Origin of the sequence: Streptomyces sp. TN58 (assembly GCF_001941845.1) — a bacterium.
Classification (GTDB): Bacteria; Actinomycetota; Actinomycetes; order Streptomycetales; family Streptomycetaceae; genus Streptomyces.
In genome coordinates this window covers 5,404,842-5,422,892 of the sequence record NZ_CP018870.1, presented here as the reverse complement: position 1 = coordinate 5,422,892, position 18,051 = coordinate 5,404,842, and the positions used below count along the sequence as shown (strand labels likewise).

Here is an 18,051-nt window from a genome sequence, read left to right as displayed (position 1 = left end):
GCTCAGACACCGGATCCCCGGGGCGACAGCAGCATCGTCGCCGCCGCTGCCGCGCCGATCAGGCCCGCGTGGGTGCCCAGCGCCGCCGGCACCACCTGCAGCCGCTGGACGAAGGAGAGCGTGGCGTACTGGGCGAGGTGGGCGCGGATCGGGCCGAAGAGGGTCTCCCCGGCGGCGGCCACCCCACCCCCGATGACCGCGATGTCCGTCTCCACGAGGGTGGCGCTCGCCGCGATGGCCGCGGCCAGGGCGCGGCCGGCACGGTCGAAGGCGGCCAGGGCGATCGGGTCTCCCTGCGCGGCGGCCGCGGCCACGCCCGCCGCCGTGGCGTCGTGCGCGGCACTCCCACCGGAGCCGGCCGACGGCTTCCAGCCCTGGTCGAGGGCCCAGCGGGCGATCGCCGTGCCGGAGGCGATCGATTCGACGCAGCCGCGCCCGCCGCAGACGCACCTCTCGCCGTCGAAGGCCACGCTGATGTGGCCGATGTGGCCGGCGTTGCCGGTGGGGCCGGGGTGGAGCCGGTTGTCGAGGATCAGCCCGCCGCCGACACCCGTGGAGACCACCATGCACAGCGCGTTCGCGTACCCGCGGGCCGCGCCCAGCCAGTGCTCGGCGGCGGTCATCGCCACACCGTCGCCCGCCAGTACGGCCGGCAGTCCGGCTCCGCGCGCGGCGAGCTCCGCCTCGACCCGCTCCCGGACCGGGAAATCCCGCCACGCCCCGATGTTCACCGGGCTGACCGTGCCGCGGGAGGTGTCCACGGGACCGGCGCTGCCGATGCCGCAGCGGACCGCGGAGGCCCACAGCGGCGAACGGGACAGGTCGGCGACGACCTCGGCCACCGCCGCCATGACGCCTTCGGCGTCCGCTCCGCGCGGGGTGGGGCGGCGCGTGGTGGCCGACATCGTTCCGTCGGGGTGCACCAGCGCCCCGGCGATCTTCGTGCCGCCGATGTCGATCGCCACCGTCGGTCCGGTGGCCCGCGCGGGGGCACGCGGTGCGGGTGACGGGGTGGTGGGGGTGATCACGGTGGCGGCTCCAGGAAGGGTTCGGGAATCAGTATGCGCGGGGGCGGAGCCGTGCTCTCACGAGGCTCCAGCCGCGGCCGCTCGCTCTCCCGTACCCCGGTCGGACCGCCCGCGATCACGGACAGCAGTTCCTCGGCGGCCAGCCGCCCGAAGCCGGCCGTGTCGCGGACGAGGGCCGTGAGCCGGGGGTGGGTGACCCGGCACAGCGCGGAGTCGTCCCAGGCCACGATCGAGAGCCGGTGCGGCACGGGGATGCCCAGTTCGGCGGCGACCGCACGGCCGGTGACGGCCATCACGTCGTTGTCGTAGACGAGCGCGGTCGGGGGCCGCGGCTCGGCGAGGACCCGGCGGGTGGCGGCCGCGCCCTCCGTGTCGGAGTAGTCGGTGACCACGGAGTGCACGCGGTCGGGGCCGAGGCCGCGCCGCTCGGCCTCGGCCCGCAGGGACTCCATCCGGCGGACGGTGTGGGCGAGGCCGGGCAGCCCCGCTATGTGGACGATCCGGCGGTGGCCCAGCCCGTGGAGGTGTTCCAGGATCTGGGCCATCGCACCGGCGTCGTCCGCCCGGACCGAGGACAGCGGCGGGGACGGGGGCAGGGACCCGGGAACCGCCGGCGGTGCGAGGCCGGCCGGGGCCGGCGGGCCGGGCTCGCCTATGGTGACCGCGGGCAGGCCCAGCTCCGCCAGGAGCGCGGGCCGCGGGTCCCCCGTACGCGGGTCGACGACGAGCACGCCGTCGACCCGTCGCTCCGCCCACCAGCGGCGGTAGACCGCGCATTCGGCGTCCACGTCCTCGACGACCTGGAACAGCAGCGCGGTACCGGCGGCGGCGAGGACCTCCTGGATGCCGGATACGAGCCGCAGGAAGAAGGACTCGGCGCCGAGGGTGTGCGCGGGCCGGGCCAGGACGAGCCCGACGGCGCCGGAGCGTTCGCCGGACAGCGCGCGGGCGGCGCTGTTGGCCTGCCAGCCGAGTTCCTCCGCGACGCGGCGGATCCGGGCCCGGGTGTCCTGCGAGACGCCGGGGCGGCCGTTCAGCGCGAAGGAGACGGCGCTCTGCGACACTCCGGCCCGCCGGGCGATGTCCTTGATCGTGGGCCTGCGGGCCATGGCCTGCCTCATTCACTGCGGGGTGCGGACACGCCGGGGCACCGGCCGAGGACATCAGCCGGGGACATCGGCCGGGGGCACCGCCGTCCATTCCGGCACATTCCCCGGGCCACACCTTCGCTAAACCGCATTAGCCGCACGGCTCCTTTCGGCACGTACCCCTTGGGGGGACCGGGCTCAAGCGCATAAGCCGCCGCACCGGACGCCCTGTTGACTTTCCGCACGGCCACGGGCACTTTGTGGCCCGCCCGGTGAATTCGTGCGGACCGCAGAACCGAGGACGCCTTGTGCAGGACGACCCGATCCGCTTCGGTGCCAACTACACGCCGGCCCAGGGCTGGTTCCACCACTGGCTGGACTTCGATCTCGGCGAGGTCGGAGCCGACCTCGACGCCATCGCCGCGCTCGGGCTGGACCACGTACGGGTCTTCCCGCTGTGGCCGGTCTTCCACCCGAACCGCACACTGATCCGGCCCCGTGCCGTCGAGCAGCTCGTCGCCCTCGCGGACGCGGCCGCCGCGCGCGGACTCGACGTCCACGTGGACGGCCTACAGGGGCACTTGTCGAGCTTCGACTTCCTGCCCGCCTGGACCCGGACCTGGCACCGGCGCAACATCTTCACCGACCCCGACGTGGTCGCCGCGCAGGAGGAGTACCTGCGCACGCTCGCCGCGGCCCTCGCCGACCGGCCGAACTTCCTCGGGATGACCGTCGGCAACGAGGTCAACCAGTTCTCCGGCGCCCCGCACCCCGACCCCGACCGGATCACCCCCGCCCAGGCCGCCCGCTGGCTGGAGCGGATGCTCGCCGCCTGCGAGCGGGGAGCGCCCGGCCGCCTCCACCTGCACGCCGCGTACGACGCCGTCTGGTACCGCGACGACCACCCCTTCACGCCCGCCCAGGCCTCCGGGCCGGGCGCGGCCACCGCCGTCCACTCGTGGGTGTTCGACGGCACCGCGCAGCGCCACGGGGCGCGCGGGACGGCGACCGAGCACCACGCCGCGTACCTGATCGAGCTCTCCAAGGCCTGGGCCACCGACCCGCACCGCCCGGTGTGGCTCCAGGAGGCCGGCGCCCCGGCGCCGCTGATCGGGCCGGAGCAGGCGGAGCGGTTCACCGAGGCCACCGTCGTGAACGCGCTGGACTGCCCGGATCTGTGGGGAGTGACCTGGTGGTGCTCGCACGACGTGTCCCGGGACCTCGCCGACTTCCCGGAGCTGGAGTACGGCCTCGGCCTGCTCACCAACGACCGCAGGACCAAGCCGGCCGGCGCCGCCCTCGCCCGGATCGCGGCGCGGTGGCGCGGCCGCGCCCACCGTCCCGCTCCGCGCACCACGGCGCTGGCGGTGGACGTGGGAGGAGCCGAGCACGCCCCTGGGCGTTCCGTGTGCGCCCCCGGCGGCGCGTTCTTCGACGCCTGGACCGCGCTGACGGCCCAGGGGGCGCGCCCCGCGGTGGTCCTTGCGGAGCGCGCCGGGGATTCCGCCCATCTGGCGGCCCGCGGCATCACCGAGGTGCTGCACGTCCGTGACGTCATGCCCCGATCCGACCGCTCGTGAGGAGCCCCGCATGTCCGACACCGACCGCGGCGCCGGTCGCCGTACGCCGCCCGTCCCGTTACGGCCGCGCCCGTCCCGCCCGACCCGGCGCAGGGTGCTGGCCGCCGGGGCCGGCGCCGCCGCGCTGCTGGGCGCGGCCGGGCGCGCACGCGCCGCGGCGGGCTCGGATCCGGCCGCCGCGAAGCCGGACGCACCGGAGCCGGACGCACCGGCGGCAGGCGGGCCCGGGCCGGCCCCGGCCGGCCTGGCCCCGTACGCCTCCTACTGGTTCCCGGACTCCCTCCCGGCGGGCACCCCCGGCCCCGGAATCGTGTGGCGCTCGCTCAGCCGGTGGCGCCCCGAGGACGACCCCGACCTGGCCCACAACACCGCGACCGTGCCGCTCGCGGAGCGGTTCACCCCCGTCCCGGCCAACAGGACGGCCCGCGCCGGGCAGGCGCGTATCGCCTCCCTCGTCTCCTTCGCACCGACCGCCGGGAACCCTTCGCAGGGCTCCGCCACTGCCGACTACTACGCGCTCACGCACTGGGCGTACATCGACGAGCTGGTCTTCTGGGGCGGTTCCGCGGGCGAGGGGATCGTCCTGGCACCGAACGCGCCCGTGGTCGACGCCGCGCACCGCAACGGGGTGCGGGTGCTGGGCAACGTGTTCCTGCCGCCCGTGGCGTACGGCGGCGACCTGCGGTGGACCCGCGACCTGGTGCGGCGCGACTCCCTCGGCCGCTTCCCGATCGCGGAGCAGCTCGTCCGCGTGGCCCGGACGTACGGCTTCGACGGCTGGTTCGTCAACGCCGAGACCGACGGCGGCGACAGTGCGCTGGCCACCCGGATGCGGGAGTTCCTGCGGGCCCTGCGGGCGGCGGGCGAGCCGCACGGACTGCGGATCACCTGGTACGACGCCATGAACGCCACCGGGCGGGTCGGCTGGCAGGGCGCGCTGAACGCGCTGAACCAGGAGTTCTACGAGGACCGGGCGGGGAGGGTCGCCGACACGGTGTTCCTCGACTTCCGCTGGACCCCGCAGACGCTGTCCGCCTCGGGCGCGCTCGCCGACCGGCTGGGCCGCTCCCGCCACGAGCTGTGGGCCGCCGTGGACACGGAGTCCCGGGGCTGGGACGCCGACGTCCCCTGGGACGCGATCGTCCCGCACACACGCGACCACGTCGTCAGCTACGGCTTCTACCGGCCGGAATGGACCCTGCACCACCTCACCGACCGCTCCCCCGGCGCCTTCCACCGGGCGGACGACCGGTTCTGGACGGGCGAGTCCCTGGACCCGGCCCGGCCCGCGCCGGAAAGTTCCTGGCGGGCTCCGGCGACGGCCGTCGCGGACCGGTCCACCGTGGCCGGGCTGCCCTTCGCGTGCTCCTTCAACACCGGACACGGCCTGCGCTGGTACGAGAACGGCGAGGTCTCGGCGGACACACCGTGGAACCACCTCGGTCTGCAGGACCGGCTGCCGGGCCGCCGCTGGGTGGTGGACACCGCCGGAACGCGTCCGTCCGTCACGCTGGACTTCGCGGACGCCTGGCGCGGCGGGTCCAGCCTGCTGGTCTCGGGCACACTGACGGCCCCGGTGGCCGTCGCGCTGCACGCCACCCGGCTGCCGCTGACCCGCCGGAGCGTCGTGGAACTGGTGCATGCCACCGGATCGGGGCCGGTGGCCGTCGAGTTCGGCGTGGCCGTCCGCGAGCCCTCCGCCCCTGGGGAGCCGGTTCCGTACACCTGGCTGCGGACGACACCTGCCGGGGCGGGCGGCGCTGCGGGGGCGGCCGGGGCTGCCGGCTGGCGCGTGGCGAGGGCCGCGCTCGCGCCGCTGGCGGGCAGGACGGCGTACGCCCTCGCCGTACGCGTCACCGCGCCCGGGGGCACCCGGGTGGTGTGGCGGCTCGGCGCGCTGTCGGTGCACGACGGCGGCCGGACCCGGCGCCCGGCCCCGCCCACCGCGGCGGCCGTGGACCGCGCGGTCCGCCGGGACGGCAGGGCCTGGCTGCGCCTGTCGTGGCGGGCGGCGGTGCCCGGTCCGGACGGACGGCCGCGCCACTACGAGGTGCACCGGGTGCTGCCCGGCGGAGGCCGCCGCTTCCTCGGCGGCACCTGCGGCACCGCCCTCTACCTCGCGGAGGTCCCGCGCGCCGGCCGGGAGCGGGCCGCCGTCTTCGAGGTGCGGGCCGTCGACGAGCTGTACACGGCTTCCGCGCCCGCCCGCACGGCCCTGCCCTGGCAGCCGTAGCAAGGGCTCCGGCCGGTCCCGGTCAGGAGGCCTCGGGGCTCGTGCGCGGGACGGTCACGGTCACCCGGAGGCCGTGCGGCGGGTTCGTCGCGTAGGAGAGGGTCCCGCCGCCCCCGGCGAGCAGGGTCCGGGAGATCGACAGGCCGAGTCCGGAGCCCTTGACGTTCTGGTGGCGGCCGCTGCGCCAGAAGCGGTCGCCCACGCGCAGCAGCTCCTCCTCGGTGAGGCCGGGGCCGCGGTCGGCGACGACCACGCTGACGGAGGCGCCCTCGGCGAAGACCGACACCTCGACCTCCTCACCGGCCGGAGTGAACTTGAGGGCGTTGTCGATGACGGCGTCGAGGGCGCTGGACAGCGCGATGGGATCGGCCCAGCCGGTGACGGCGCTGCGGCCCGTCTCGGTGAGCCGTACGCCCTTCTCCTCGGCGTACGGCCGCCACGCGGCGACCCGCTCGGCGGCGAGCGCGCCGATGTCGGTGAGGCTGATCTCGGCGGAGGTGTGCTCGGCCAGCGCCAGGTCCAGCAGGTCGTCGAGGACCTGCGTCAGGCGCTTGCCCTCGGTGCGTACGGAGGCGATCTCCTTGTTGCCCTCGGGCAGTTCGAGGGCGAGCAGCTCGATGCGCAGGAGCAGTGCCGCGAGCGGGTTGCGCAGCTGGTGCGAGGCGTCGGCGACGAACGCCCGCTGCTGCTCCAGCGCCTCTTCGACGTTGTCGGCCATCTCGTTGAACGAGTGCGCCAGGCGCCGGAGTTCCGGCGGGCCGCCGGCGGCCGCGACGCGGGAGTTCATCCGGCCGGTGGCGATGCCGTGGGCGGCGGTGTCCAGGGTCCGTACGGGCTTGAGCACCCAGCTGGTGAGCCGCAGGGCGGCGGCGAAGGCGACCAGCATGGCGGCGGTGAGGCCGCTCGCGATGAGCAGCCAGCCCCTGAGGATCCGGCCCCGCATGAGGTCGGTCGGCGATTCGGTGGCGACGACGGCGACCACGTCGCCGTCGAGGACGACCGGGGAGGCGACGAGCAGTTTGCCGTGCGTCTGCCAGGGCCACACCTGGGGCGGGTCGTGGCTGCGGCGTCCGGCGAGCGCCTCCTCGAAGGCCCGGCGGCCCTCCCCGGATTCCGGGAGCCGCCACCAGCCCGGGGAGCGGACCATGGCGTTGTCGTCGCGGTTGAAGATCCCGACGCGGATGCCGTACAGCTCGTGGTAGCGGCCGAGTTCGTGCTGGAGGGTCTGCTCGCGCTCGTCGGCGCCGGTGGCGCCGGATCCCCGGGCGTCGATGACGAACTGGGCGAGGGCGGCGAAGCGGGCGCTGTCGTCGATGCGGTCGACGACCACCCGCTGCTGCTGCCCGGCGGCCAGGCTCACGGCGAGCGGGAAACCGAGGGCGAGCAGCGTGCCCGCCATCAGGATGACGAGCAGGGGGAGCAGGCGGGCACGCACGGCGGGAGGCCCCTAGGGGGCGGCCGGGGTGACGAGCCGGTAGCCCACCCCGCGCACGGTCTCGATGAGGGCCGGCATGCGCAGCTTGGAGCGCAGCGAGGCCACGTGGACCTCCAGGGTGCGCCCGGTCCCCTCCCAGCTGGTACGCCACACCTCGCTGATGATCTGTTCGCGGCGGAAGACGACGCCGGGCCGCTGGGCGAGCAGGGCCAGCAGGTCGAACTCCTTGCGGGTGAGGGGTACGTCGGTGCCGTCCACGCTGACCCGGCGGGTGGGCAGCTCGATGCTGACAGGGCCGAGGCGGACGGTGGTGGGCGCGCCGGTGCCGGTGGCGACGGCCTCCTCGGAGGCTCCGGTGCGCCGGGCGACGGCGTGGATGCGGGCGAGGAGCTCGCCGGTGTCGTAGGGCTTGACGACGTAGTCGTCGGCGCCCATGTTCAGGCCGTGGATGCGCGAGCGGACGTCGGCCCGCGCGGTGACCATGATGACGGGCGTGGCGGTGCGCTTGCGGATCCGGCCGCAGACCTCGTAGCCGTCCTGGTCGGGGAGGCCGAGGTCGAGCAGGACCACGCCGAAGGGCGGGGCTCCGGCGGGCAGCAGTGCCTGGAGGGCCTCCTCGCCGTTGCGGGCGTGGGTGACCTGGAAGCCGTGCCGGGCGAGGATCGCGGACAGGGCGGCGGCGACGTGGTCGTCGTCCTCGACGAGCAGCAGTCTCATGTCGTCCCCGTCTCCTTCCTTCTCTCTCGGTCTCTCGGGCGTCCTACGCCCCGGCCCCGGGCGGTCACGGCTGGTACGGCTGGTACGGCCCGCAGGGCTCCCACGCGGCCGGTCGTTGCCGCGCGCACGGCCGCAGAAACGGCCACCCTGCATCCACGCCCATGCGGAGTCCCACGTCAAGAGGGTTCCGCCGCGTCTCGCCCACCGTTATGCACCCGGTACGAGGACATGATCGGCCACGCCGGTGCCGCGCACGGAGCGTATCCGGAAGAGGCCGTATCGTTATGCTCAATTCTCCCTCAGATGTGATGACGTTGTGCGCGAGTCATCACTACTGTCCTCCCAACCGAGGAGGACGGAGCTAGAAGCCGATGAGCGGAGTATCAGTGACCAAGGACGTTCAGGACGCGGCCGGTGCCGCGGACGACCTGGTCGTGCTGAGCAACGTCAACAAGCACTTCGGCGCGCTGCACGTGCTTCAGGACATCGATCTGAGCATTGCCCGCGGTGAGGTAGTCGTGGTGATCGGTCCTTCGGGATCGGGCAAGTCCACGCTGTGCCGGACCATCAACCGCCTGGAGACCATCGACTCGGGCACCATCACGCTGGACGGCAAGGAGCTGCCCTCGGAGGGCAAGGAGCTCGCCCGTCTGCGTGCCGACGTCGGCATGGTGTTCCAGTCGTTCAACCTCTTCGCGCACAAGACGGTGCTGCAGAACGTCATGCTGGGCCAGATGAAGGTCCGCAAGACCGACCAGGCCGCGGCGCACGCGAAGGCGCTGTCCCTGCTGGAGCGGGTCGGCGTCGCGTCGCAGGCCGACAAGTACCCGGCCCAGCTCTCCGGCGGCCAGCAGCAGCGCGTGGCGATCGCCCGGGCGCTGGCGATGGAGCCCAAGGTGATGCTCTTCGACGAGCCCACCTCGGCGCTCGACCCGGAGATGATCAACGAGGTGCTGGAGGTCATGCAGCAGCTCGCCAGTGAGGGGATGACCATGGTGGTCGTCACGCACGAGATGGGCTTCGCCCGCTCCGCGGCGAACCGGGTCGTCTTCATGGCCGACGGAAAGATCGTCGAAGAGGCCACCCCCGAGCAGTTCTTCAGCAACCCGCGCAGTGATCGGGCGAAGGACTTCCTGTCGAAGATCCTGCACCACTGAGGTTTACGTCTGGTAGTGATCCGTATGCGGATCACTCCCGGAACGGTTCCTGTCGGCCGTGCGTGCGCCGTAAGCGTCGCTCGTCGTTCAACAACGTCTCATCCGAGGGAAGTTCACCATGAAGATCTCCAAGGCCGCTGCGGCCGCGGCCGTCGCCGTCGCCCTGTCCCTGACCGCGACCGCGTGTGGCGGCAGCAAGCAGGACGCCTCCAGTGACGGCGGTGCCTCCGGTGGCGCCAAGGACAAGATCGTCGTCGGCATCAAGTACGACCAGCCCGGCATGGGCCTGAAGACCCCCGACGGCAAGTTCACTGGCTTCGACGTGGACGTGGCCACCTACGTCGCCAAGGAGCTCGGCTACCAGCCCGACCAGATCGAGTTCAAGCAGGCCGTCAGCGCCGAGCGCGAGAACCTGATCGCCAACGGCGATGTCAAGTTCATCGTCGCGACGTACTCGATCAACGACAAGCGCAAGGAGAAGGTCGACTTCGCCGGCCCGTACTTCCTCGCGCACCAGGACCTGCTGGTCCGGGCCGACGACACCTCGATCACCAAGGCCGAGGACCTGAACAAGAAGAAGCTCTGCTCGGTCACCGGCTCCACCTCGGCGCAGAACGTCAAGACCAAGCTGGCCCCGGAGGCCGACCTGCTGGAGCAGGGCGGCTACTCCGAGTGCCTCACCGGCCTTGAGAACAAGGCTGTGGACGCGCTGACCACGGACAACTCGATCCTGGCCGGCTACGCGGCCCAGGAGAAGAACAAGGGCAAGTTCAAGCTGGTCGGCCTGAACCTGAGCAACGAGAACTACGGCATCGGTCTGAAGAAGGGCGACAAGGAGCTCCAGACCAAGATCAACGCCGCGCTCAAGAAGATGGTCGAGGACGGCAGCTGGCAGAAGGCCGTCGACAAGAACCTCGGCCCGGCCAACTTCAAGAGCGAGCCTGCCCCGCAGATCACCGAAGGCAGCTGATTCATCGGTGAGGGGCGTCGCCGCCCGCCCGCTGCGGGCGGCGGCGCACCTCACCGGCCATCCTGGGGAGAGCGCAGGGCATCGTGTTCGATTTTCTTGATTCCGGGCAGTACGACGTGCTCGGAGCCTTCTGGGTGACGGTTCAGCTCACCCTCTACTCGGCGGTCGGGTCCCTGATCTGGGGCACCGTCCTGGTGGGAATGCGGGTCAGCCCGGTCCCGCTGCTGCGCGGCTTCGGCACCGCGTACGTCAACCTCGTGCGCAACACGCCGCTGACCTTGGTGGTCATCGGCTGCTCACTGGGCCTCAGCCAGACCCTCGGCATCAACCTGGGCGGTGAGACGTTCAAGGAGACGGGCTTCCGCCTCGCCGTCCTCGGGCTGATCGCCTACACCGGCACCTTCGTCTGCGAGGCCCTGCGCTCCGGCATCAACACGGTGCCCGTCGGCCAGGCCGAGGCGGCCCGCGCACTCGGGCTGAGCTTCTTCCAGGTGCTCACCCTGATCGTGCTTCCCCAGGCCTTCCGGGCGGTCGTCGCACCGCTCACCAACGTACTGATCGCGCTCACCAAGAACACCACGGTGGCGGCGACCATCGGCGTGGCCGAGGCGGCGCTGCTGATGAAGGAAATGCTGGAGAACGAGGCCCAGGCGGTCTTCGCCGTCTTCGCTGTCTTCGCCCTCGGTTTTGTCCTTCTGACCCTGCCCACCGGCCTGCTGCTGGGCTGGGTGGCCAAGCGAGTGGCGGTGAAGCGATGAGCTCCGTGCTGTACGACACCCCCGGCCCCCGGGCCAAGGTGCGCAACTGGATCTACAGCGGGATTTTCGTCGTCCTGTTCGGGCTGGTCCTGTGGTGGGCGCTGTCCCTCATGGCCGACAAGGGCCAGCTCGACGCCGACAAGTGGACCCCCTTCGTCACCGACAGCCAGGTCTGGACCACGTACCTGATCCCCGGCCTGATCGAGACCCTCAAGGCCGGCGCACTCTCCATGGTGATCGCCCTCCCCCTGGGCGCGGCGCTGGGCATCGGCCGCCTGTCCGACCACGCCGGGGTGCGCGCCGCGGTCGGCGCGTGGGTGGAGTTCTTCCGAGCCATCCCGGTGCTGATGCTGATGCTTTTCAGCAGCGCGCTGTTCTCACCCCAGCTCATGGACGTCCCGTCCGACACCCGTCCGTTCTGGGCGGTCGTCACAGGCCTGGTCCTCTACAACTCGGCCGTCATCGCGGAGATCGTCCGGGCGGGTGTGCTCTCCCTCCCGAAGGGACAGGCGGAGGCCGCGAAGGCGATCGGCATGCGCAAGGGCCAGACCATGACCCACGTGCTGCTCCCGCAGGCCGTGACGGCCATGCTGCCGGCGCTGGTCAGCCAGCTCGTCGTGATCCTCAAGGACACCGCCCTCGGCGGCGCGCTGCTCGGCTTCGCGGAGCTGCTCTCCATGAACCGGCAGATCGCGGCGAACTACAGCAACACCATCGCGACCATGTTCGTGATCGCACTGATCTACATCGCGGTGAACTTCACCCTGACCACCGTGGCCTCCTGGCTGGAGAAGCGGCTGCGGGGGTCGAAGAAGAGCACCGGCGCGGTGCTCGGCGCGGAAGAGGTCGACGACCCGGTACCCGGAGCGAACACGGCCGCCGGAGCCTGAGGCGCCACCGGCGGACGGCCCCCTGAAGGCCTGACGTACGGTCAGTCATAGGGCGTAGCCCGTGTGGTGCGGCGGATCTCATCCGCCGCACCACACTGCTGTGCGCCGTCGAGTGTCACTTGACGCAGACACCTCCAGTGGGTTGCATACTTCTGTGATCACATACCGGACATCGGGAGCCGCGCCATGGACCCGGTGATCGTCGTCGGCGCGGGACCCGTCGGGCTGTCCATGGCGCTCGCCCTCGCGGGCGCGGGCGTGCCCTCCGTCGTGCTCGACGAAGGGCCGGGCAAGGACGAGGTCCGTCCGGCCCGCACGGTCGTCCTGCACGCGGACACGGCGGCCATGGCCCACCGGCTGGGCTGTACGACGCTGCGCGACGAGGGGGCGTACTTCGCCGCCTGGCGCACCATGCGGCGCAGCCGTGACGCCCACCGGCTGACCTTCGAGGACCTGCCGGCCCCCCTGCACGTCCCGCAGCACGCCCTGGCCCGCGGACTGCGCGACTCCGCCGCCGCGCACCCCCTCGTCCAGCTGGTCTTCGACAGCCGGCTGGACGCCCTGGAGCAGGACGAGCGGGGCGTCACCGCACACACCCTGGGCGCCGAGGCCACCTGGTGGCGCGGGAGTTACCTGGTCGGCTGCGACGGAGCGCGTTCCACCGTGCGCAAGCTCCTCGGCATCCGCTTTCCCGGCCGTACCGCCGTGGAGCGCCATGCCGTGGCCGCGCTGCGCACCGAACTGCCCTGGCCCGGCGAGGCCCTGCTGCACCGCGGCGCGCAGCAGGAGGTCACCTCGCGGCCGCTGCCCGACGGCGTATGGCGGCTGGACTGGCTGCTCCCGGCCCGCGGCGACCTGGTGACCCCCGACGCGCTGGTGACCCTGATCCGCGACACCCTCGCGCAGTGGTGTGGCGGCACGACTCCCCCGTACGACCTGCTGGACACCGGCGTGTACACGCTGCACCACCGGCTGGCCCGGCGCTGGCGCGACGGGCGGGCCTTCCTCGCCGGCGACGCCGCGCACCTGCTGGGCGCACTCGGCACGCAGGGCGTCGAGGAGGGGCTGCGGGACGCCGAGAACCTGGCGTGGAAGCTGTCCCTGGCCTGGCACCAGGGTGCGTCCGAGGCGCTGCTCGACAGCTACGAGGACGAGCGGCGCACCGCGGTGGCGTCCCGGCTGCGCGCCGCCGACCAGGCGATGCCGGCGCTGCGGTCCGGGGGCGGGCTGCGCAACTACCTGCCCGGGGCCTCGCGTTCCGCCGAGTCCCTGCTCACCGACGGCCATCTGGGGCGGGGGCCGCTGGGCGCTGAGCCGGCGTACGCCCCGCCGGTCGCCGTACGGGAGGTGCCGACGGCCACGGAACCGGGCGGCCCGGTGGCGAACGTCCCGGTGACCGCGCCGGACGGGGCGACCGTGCCGCTGCGGGACCTGCTGGGGAAGGGCCGGCTGCTGGTGGTGCTCGTGGCGCCCGGCACCGGGGTCTGGGACCGGCGGCACTGGCTGGGCGCCGGGCTGATGCCCCGTCTGGCGGCCGCGGTCAGCGCCCTGCCGGTCCGCACCGACCTGCTGGTCGCCGACAGCTACCCGGGGGCCCCGGCGCACACCGTCCTGCTGGTGCGGCCGGACGGCCATCTGGCGGCGACGTTCGCGGGGGTCCGCCCGGCGGAGCTGTACGAGGCGGCGGACGCGGTCCGGGCCGGCGCGCCCGCGTCCCGGGTGCCCGCGCCCTCGACTTCGCTTTCGCCTCCGACCTCGGCGGCCGTGGTGATCGATTGACCGTGCGCGGGCGCGCGTGGTTCACTCGCGAAATGACCGGCATCGACGTGCGCCTGTGGCGGAGGGTCCATATGGACCTGCTCCGCTACGCGGGCTGCGTGTGTCGCCCTTCCTGCTGATTCGCCCTTCCCTCCGCGCGCCCCGCGCCGTCCACCGGCCTGCGCGCACTTCCGCGAACCCAGGAACGGTCCACTTCCATGTCTGCATCCGCACCCGCACCCGCGTACGCCTACGCCCCTGAGTCCGGGCCGGCCGGGGGTCCCACAGCCACCGGACTCCTCGACTTCGCCCTGCGCGCCGCGTCCGACCCCGGCATCGTGGCCTCGCTGCCGCTCGATCCGGAGGGCCGCACCTGGATCCGGCTCGACGGGCCCGGCGGCAGTGAGGCGTGGCTGATCGGCTGGCCGCCGGGCACCGGCACCGGCTGGCACGACCATGGCGCATCGCTCGGCGCGTTCGCCACCGCCCGCGGCCGCCTCACCGAGCGTTCCCTGTCCGTACGCCTGCCCTCGGAGGGCTGGCGTTCTCTGGAGCTGGCCCCCGGTGTCGACCTCAGCCGCACGCTGGCGGCGGGCGGCGGCAGGGCCTTCGGCCGCCACCACGTGCACGAGGTCCTCAACGAGTCCCGGGAGGAGCACGCGGTATCGGTGCACGCCTACTACCCGCCGCTGCCGCTGATCCGCCGGTACAGCCGCAGCGGGCCGGTGCTGCACCTAGAGCACGTCGAGCGTCCGGCGGACTGGCAGTGAGCGCCGAGAGCGGGCCGGTCGCCCCGGTCGGCATCGACGAGTTGCTGGAGCGCGTCCGCGCGGGATACGCCCGCGTCGACGCGCAGGAGGCGTACGCGGCCGCGGCGGCCGGGGCGCTCCTGGTGGACATCCGCTACCAGGCCCTGCGGGACCGGGACGGGCTGATCCCGGGAGCGCTGGTGGTCGAGCGCAACGAGCTGGAGTGGCGGCTGGATCCGACGGGCAGCCACCGCGTCCCCGAGGCCACGGGCCACGACCTGCGGGTGGTGGTGATCTGCGACGAGGGCTACGCGTCCAGCCTCGCGGCGGCCTCGCTGCACGCCCTGGGCCTGCATCGCGCGACGGACCTGGCCGGCGGGTTCCAGGCGTGGAGGTCCGCCGGCCTCCCGGTCGTCACGGGGGCGGCGCCGCACCGCTGACAACCATGCCCGCCACCGCCGCGTGGCGCTTGGTGCGGATCGTTCCGCGGAGTCCCGTTTCGAGGAGGGGCCGCAGGCGGTGAGGTGGGCGGTCTCGCAGCAGGAGGGTGAAGGCGCCGTGGAACCGGCCTTGCGGTCCCAGACGATCGGAAGGGCGTAACGCGGCATCACAGCGTCGACTCTGCTGCGCGGCGCACCCCTTGGCGTTGGAGTCGGCCGCCGTCCCGGCCCGGGGGCTGCCCTCGCCCCGGGCCCTACGGATCACTGCCCCGGCCATCCGAGGTCGTCGGCGTCCTCGCCCTCCGCCTCCAGGGCGCGGCGGACCACGCGCAGGGCCATGCCCTCCGGGTAGCCCTTGCGGGCGAGCATCCCGGCCAGGCGCCGGATCCGCTTGTCCCGTTCCAGGCCCCGGGTGGAGCGCAGCTTGCGCTCCACGAGCTCGCGGGCGGTCTGCTCCTCCTGGTCGGAGTCCAGCTGTCCCAGGGCCTCCTCCACGAGGGTGGCGTGCACCCCCTTGGTGCGCAGCTCCTGGGCGAGGGCCCGGCGGGCGAGGCCCCGGCCGCGGTGGCGGGACTCGACCCAGGCTCCGGCGAACGCCGCGTCGTCGATCAGGCCCACCTCCTCGTACCGGGAGAGGACCTCCTGCGACACCTCGTCGGGGATGCCGCGCTTGTGCAGGGCGTCCGCGAGCTGGCGGCGGGTGCGCGGGCTGCCCGTGAGCAGGCGCAGGCAGATCGCCCGCGCCTGCTCCTCGGGGCTCTGGGGCGGCGGCTCCTGGCGGCCCTCACGGCCTCCGCGGCTCCCGCCGCCCCCTTCCTGCTCGCGCACGGGTCAGCTCTTGGCCACGGCGGCCTTGGCCGTCGTCTTGGCCTTCGACGCGGGCGCGGGCACGGCCGCGGCATCGGCGGGTGCGGCGGCCGCGGCACCGGCCGTGTCCTCGTCGCCGTCCTTGCGGACGCCCACGCCCAGCTTCTCCTTGATCTTCCGCTCGATCTCGTTCGCGAGATCCGGGTTGTCCTTGAGGAAGTTGCGGGCGTTCTCCTTGCCCTGGCCGAGCTGGTCGCCCTCGTACGTGTACCAGGCGCCGGCCTTGCGGATGAAGCCGTGCTCCACGCCCATGTCGATCAGGCCGCCCTCGCGGCTGATGCCCTGGCCGTAGAGGATGTCGAACTCGGCCTGCTTGAACGGCGGCGCGACCTTGTTCTTCACGACCTTGCAGCGGGTGCGGTTGCCGACCGCCTCCGTGCCGTCCTTCAGGGTCTCGATGCGACGGATGTCGATACGCACCGAGGCGTAGAACTTCAGCGCGCGGCCACCGGTCGTGGTCTCCGGCGAGCCGAACATCACGCCGATCTTCTCGCGGAGCTGGTTGATGAAGATCGCGGTGGTCTTGGACTGGTTGAGCGCACCGGTGATCTTCCGGAGTGCCTGGCTCATCAGACGGGCCTGGAGACCGACGTGGGAGTCGCCCATCTCGCCCTCGATCTCGGCGCGCGGCACGAGGGCCGCCACGGAGTCGATGACGATCAGGTCGAGGGCACCGGAGCGGACGAGCATGTCCACGATCTCCAGCGCCTGCTCACCGGTGTCCGGCTGCGAGAGGATGAGGTTGTCGGTGTCGACGCCGAGGGCCTTGGCGTACTCGGGGTCGAGCGCGTGCTCGGCGTCCACGAAGGCGACGGTGCCGCCGGCCTTCTGCGCGTTGGCCACGGCGTGCAGGGTCAGGGTCGTCTTACCGGACGACTCCGGCCCGTACACCTCGACCACACGGCCGCGGGGCAGCCCGCCGACACCGAGGGCGATGTCCAGCGCGGTCGACCCGGTCGGGATGACGTCGATGGGGTCGTTCGGCTTGTCGCCGAGGCGCATGACCGCACCCTTGCCGAATTGCCGTTCAATCTGTGCGAGCGCGGCGTCGAGAGCCTTCTCGCGGTCGGTGCCTGCCATGGGTTCCACCCGGTTTGCTTGAGTCGATCGCTTCACGCCATTGACGCTAATGCCTGCCACTGACAATGCGCCCCACGACCGGTTCGGCTGTGGATAACTCATCAGAATGGATGTTCGATTTCCCTGTCAAGCTCGCCATGCCAGGGCGCTATGCCCCCATTACGTGGATATCCTATGGAGTGTGATCGAGTCTGGACGGCCACGACCTCGTAGGCGCCCCGGCCCGGGAAGACTCGTGCGGCTGTCGCCGGTCATCCTGACCGTCGTCATCGCCAGCCTGGCATACAACACTCCGCCGGAGATGGCCTTCAGCCGCCTCCTGCCCGCGGCGCCGGCCCTCGCCGCCGCCATGTGGCCGGTCCTCCCCACCGTCCTGCTCGGGACGGTGTGCCTGGTCCTGATGGTCGGCCTCAGCCTCGTCTTCCCCGACCTGGGCACGTGGTGGACGGTCGGCGGGATCGTCGCGGTCACCGTCGCCGCCGCGTACGGGAGCCACGTCCGGCTCCAGCGGGAGCGCACGCTCTTCCAGGTGCGGCTCGTCGCCGACGCGGCGCAGCAGGTGGTCCTGAGCCCCATGCCGCGCCGCTTCGGCAGCGTCGAGATCGAATCGCTGTACCTCGCGGCCGCCGCGGAGGCCCGTATCGGCGGGGACTTCTACGAGGTGGTCGACACCCCGCACGGGGTCCGGCTGCTCATCGGCGACGTGCGGGGCAAGGGCCTGCCGGCGGTGGGGGCGGCCGCGGCGATCGTCAACGCCTTCCGGGAGGCCGCCTACGGCGAGACCGACCTGGTCGACGTCGCCCGCCGGCTGGACGCCAGCAGCATGCGCTACAACGCCGCCTTCCCTCCCGAGGGGCCGATGGAACGATTCGCCACCGCCCTCCTCGTCCAGATCCCGCACGAGGGCAGACGCATCGACATCCTCAACTGCGGACACCCACCGCCCCTGCTCCTGACCCGCGGGGGGATCCGCTCCCTCGAATCGGCCAGTCCGTCGCCGCTGCTCAGCCTCGCCGACCTGATCGGCGACGACTACAGCGTCGACAGCTTCGACTTCGCCCCCGACGACCTGCTCCTTCTCTACACCGACGGGATCGCCGAGGCCCGCGCGCGCGACGGAGAGTTCTTCCCGCTGGCGGCCTGGATGGGCCGGCAGCCCCCGGCACCTCCCCGCGACCTGCTCACCGCCCTCCACCACGACCTCCTGCGTCACAGCAGGGGCCGTCTCGACGACGACATCGCGGCCCTCGCCGTCCGCCTGCGCGGCCCCCAGGGCGCGCAGGCGCAGGCGTCGTAGCCGC

At 72.9% G+C, this 18,051-nt stretch carries 17 protein-coding genes; 11 read left to right on the top strand and 6 right to left on the bottom strand.

Annotation, left to right across the window (positions count from 1 at the left end; genetic code table 11):
• Positions 1-2: 2 nt before the first annotated feature.
• Positions 3-1,028, bottom strand: coding sequence for an ROK family protein (locus BSL84_RS24770; RefSeq protein ID WP_420711172.1), 1,026 nt, complete (start codon positions 1,026-1,028; stop codon positions 3-5).
• Entirely contained in the window at positions 1,025-2,137 is a 1,113-nt protein-coding gene (locus BSL84_RS24765) for a LacI family DNA-binding transcriptional regulator (RefSeq protein WP_079273280.1), read from the bottom strand. The genes BSL84_RS24770 and BSL84_RS24765 overlap by 4 nt, the downstream gene beginning before the upstream one ends.
• Before the next feature lie 287 nt (positions 2,138-2,424).
• Here BSL84_RS24765 and BSL84_RS24760 point away from each other — a divergent pair, with 287 nt between their 5' ends.
• Both BSL84_RS24760 and BSL84_RS24755 read left to right on the top strand, forming a co-directional pair.
• Positions 2,425-3,696 (top strand): glycoside hydrolase 5 family protein, encoded by a 1,272-nt coding sequence (locus BSL84_RS24760; RefSeq protein ID WP_045322134.1) that lies wholly within the window; start codon positions 2,425-2,427, stop codon positions 3,694-3,696.
• Positions 3,697-3,706: 10 nt separating this feature from the next.
• Positions 3,707-5,929 carry an endo-beta-N-acetylglucosaminidase gene (locus BSL84_RS24755; protein WP_075971134.1) on the top strand — a complete coding sequence of 741 codons (2,223 nt, stop codon included), beginning with the start codon at positions 3,707-3,709 and terminating at the stop codon, positions 5,927-5,929.
• 22 nt (positions 5,930-5,951) lie between these two features.
• Here the strand turns inward: BSL84_RS24755 and BSL84_RS24750 are convergent, their stop codons facing one another.
• Both BSL84_RS24750 and BSL84_RS24745 read right to left on the bottom strand, forming a co-directional pair.
• Positions 5,952-7,364: a sensor histidine kinase gene (locus BSL84_RS24750; protein WP_075971133.1), complete on the bottom strand. Its 1,413-nt coding sequence runs from the start codon at positions 7,362-7,364 to the stop codon at positions 5,952-5,954.
• Between the two features lie 12 nt (positions 7,365-7,376).
• Entirely contained in the window at positions 7,377-8,081 is a 705-nt protein-coding gene (locus BSL84_RS24745) for a response regulator transcription factor (protein WP_030026807.1), read from the bottom strand.
• Between the two features lie 371 nt (positions 8,082-8,452).
• Here BSL84_RS24745 and BSL84_RS24740 point away from each other — a divergent pair, with 371 nt between their 5' ends.
• From BSL84_RS24740 to BSL84_RS24710, 8 genes are all read left to right on the top strand, one after another.
• Entirely contained in the window at positions 8,453-9,238 is a 786-nt protein-coding gene (locus tag BSL84_RS24740) for an amino acid ABC transporter ATP-binding protein (RefSeq protein WP_030026804.1), read from the top strand.
• Between the two features lie 118 nt (positions 9,239-9,356).
• Positions 9,357-10,208, top strand: coding sequence for a glutamate ABC transporter substrate-binding protein (locus BSL84_RS24735; RefSeq protein WP_030026802.1), 852 nt, complete (start codon positions 9,357-9,359; stop codon positions 10,206-10,208).
• Between the two features lie 83 nt (positions 10,209-10,291).
• Positions 10,292-10,966, top strand: coding sequence for an amino acid ABC transporter permease (locus tag BSL84_RS24730; RefSeq protein WP_030026801.1), 675 nt, complete (start codon positions 10,292-10,294; stop codon positions 10,964-10,966).
• The gene (locus BSL84_RS24725) at positions 10,963-11,856 is read left to right on the top strand and encodes an amino acid ABC transporter permease (RefSeq protein ID WP_030026800.1); all 894 of its coding nucleotides are present in this window, start codon (positions 10,963-10,965) and stop codon (positions 11,854-11,856) included. The genes BSL84_RS24730 and BSL84_RS24725 overlap by 4 nt, the downstream gene beginning before the upstream one ends.
• A gap of 186 nt (positions 11,857-12,042) precedes the next feature.
• Positions 12,043-13,635, top strand: a complete 1,593-nt coding sequence (locus tag BSL84_RS24720; RefSeq protein ID WP_045322146.1) for an FAD-dependent monooxygenase — start codon at positions 12,043-12,045, stop codon at positions 13,633-13,635.
• A 32-nt stretch (positions 13,636-13,667) separates the two neighbouring features.
• The gene (locus BSL84_RS37815) at positions 13,668-13,754 is read left to right on the top strand and encodes a putative leader peptide (protein WP_324610027.1); all 87 of its coding nucleotides are present in this window, start codon (positions 13,668-13,670) and stop codon (positions 13,752-13,754) included.
• A gap of 78 nt (positions 13,755-13,832) precedes the next feature.
• A complete protein-coding gene (locus BSL84_RS24715; RefSeq protein ID WP_030026796.1) occupies positions 13,833-14,384 on the top strand; it encodes a cysteine dioxygenase in 552 nt (183 codons plus the stop codon).
• The gene (locus BSL84_RS24710; RefSeq protein WP_045322147.1) at positions 14,381-14,803 is read left to right on the top strand and encodes a rhodanese-like domain-containing protein; all 423 of its coding nucleotides are present in this window, start codon (positions 14,381-14,383) and stop codon (positions 14,801-14,803) included. Before BSL84_RS24715 ends, BSL84_RS24710 begins: the two co-directional genes overlap by 4 nt.
• 261 nt (positions 14,804-15,064) lie before the next feature.
• Here the strand turns inward: BSL84_RS24710 and recX are convergent, their stop codons facing one another.
• Positions 15,065-15,631, bottom strand: coding sequence for a recombination regulator RecX (recX, locus tag BSL84_RS24705; protein WP_075971132.1), 567 nt, complete (start codon positions 15,629-15,631; stop codon positions 15,065-15,067).
• Positions 15,632-15,634: 3 nt separating this feature from the next.
• On the bottom strand, positions 15,635-16,750 hold the full coding sequence (gene recA / locus BSL84_RS24700; RefSeq protein ID WP_045322149.1) for a recombinase RecA: 1,116 nt from the start codon (positions 16,748-16,750) through the stop codon (positions 15,635-15,637).
• Between the two features lie 235 nt (positions 16,751-16,985).
• On the opposite strand from recA, the gene BSL84_RS24695 reads away from it, so the two are divergent.
• Entirely contained in the window at positions 16,986-18,047 is a 1,062-nt protein-coding gene (locus BSL84_RS24695) for a PP2C family protein-serine/threonine phosphatase (protein WP_037660878.1), read from the top strand.
• Positions 18,048-18,051: the final 4 nt, after the last annotated feature.

Coding starts and splice junctions, on each gene's coding strand:
- BSL84_RS37815 (WP_324610027.1), top strand. CDS start 13,668: ATGACCGGCATCGACGTGCGCCTGTGGCGGAGGGTCCATATGGACCTG.
- BSL84_RS24765 (WP_079273280.1), bottom strand. CDS start 2,137: ATGGCCCGCAGGCCCACGATCAAGGACATCGCCCGGCGGGCCGGAGTG.
- BSL84_RS24740 (WP_030026804.1), top strand. CDS start 8,453: ATGAGCGGAGTATCAGTGACCAAGGACGTTCAGGACGCGGCCGGTGCC.
- BSL84_RS24715 (WP_030026796.1), top strand. CDS start 13,833: ATGTCTGCATCCGCACCCGCACCCGCGTACGCCTACGCCCCTGAGTCC.
- recA (WP_045322149.1), bottom strand. CDS start 16,750: ATGGCAGGCACCGACCGCGAGAAGGCTCTCGACGCCGCGCTCGCACAG.
- BSL84_RS24725 (WP_030026800.1), top strand. CDS start 10,963: ATGAGCTCCGTGCTGTACGACACCCCCGGCCCCCGGGCCAAGGTGCGC.
- BSL84_RS24755 (WP_075971134.1), top strand. CDS start 3,707: ATGTCCGACACCGACCGCGGCGCCGGTCGCCGTACGCCGCCCGTCCCG.
- BSL84_RS24745 (WP_030026807.1), bottom strand. CDS start 8,081: ATGAGACTGCTGCTCGTCGAGGACGACGACCACGTCGCCGCCGCCCTG.
- BSL84_RS24720 (WP_045322146.1), top strand. CDS start 12,043: ATGGACCCGGTGATCGTCGTCGGCGCGGGACCCGTCGGGCTGTCCATG.
- BSL84_RS24735 (WP_030026802.1), top strand. CDS start 9,357: ATGAAGATCTCCAAGGCCGCTGCGGCCGCGGCCGTCGCCGTCGCCCTG.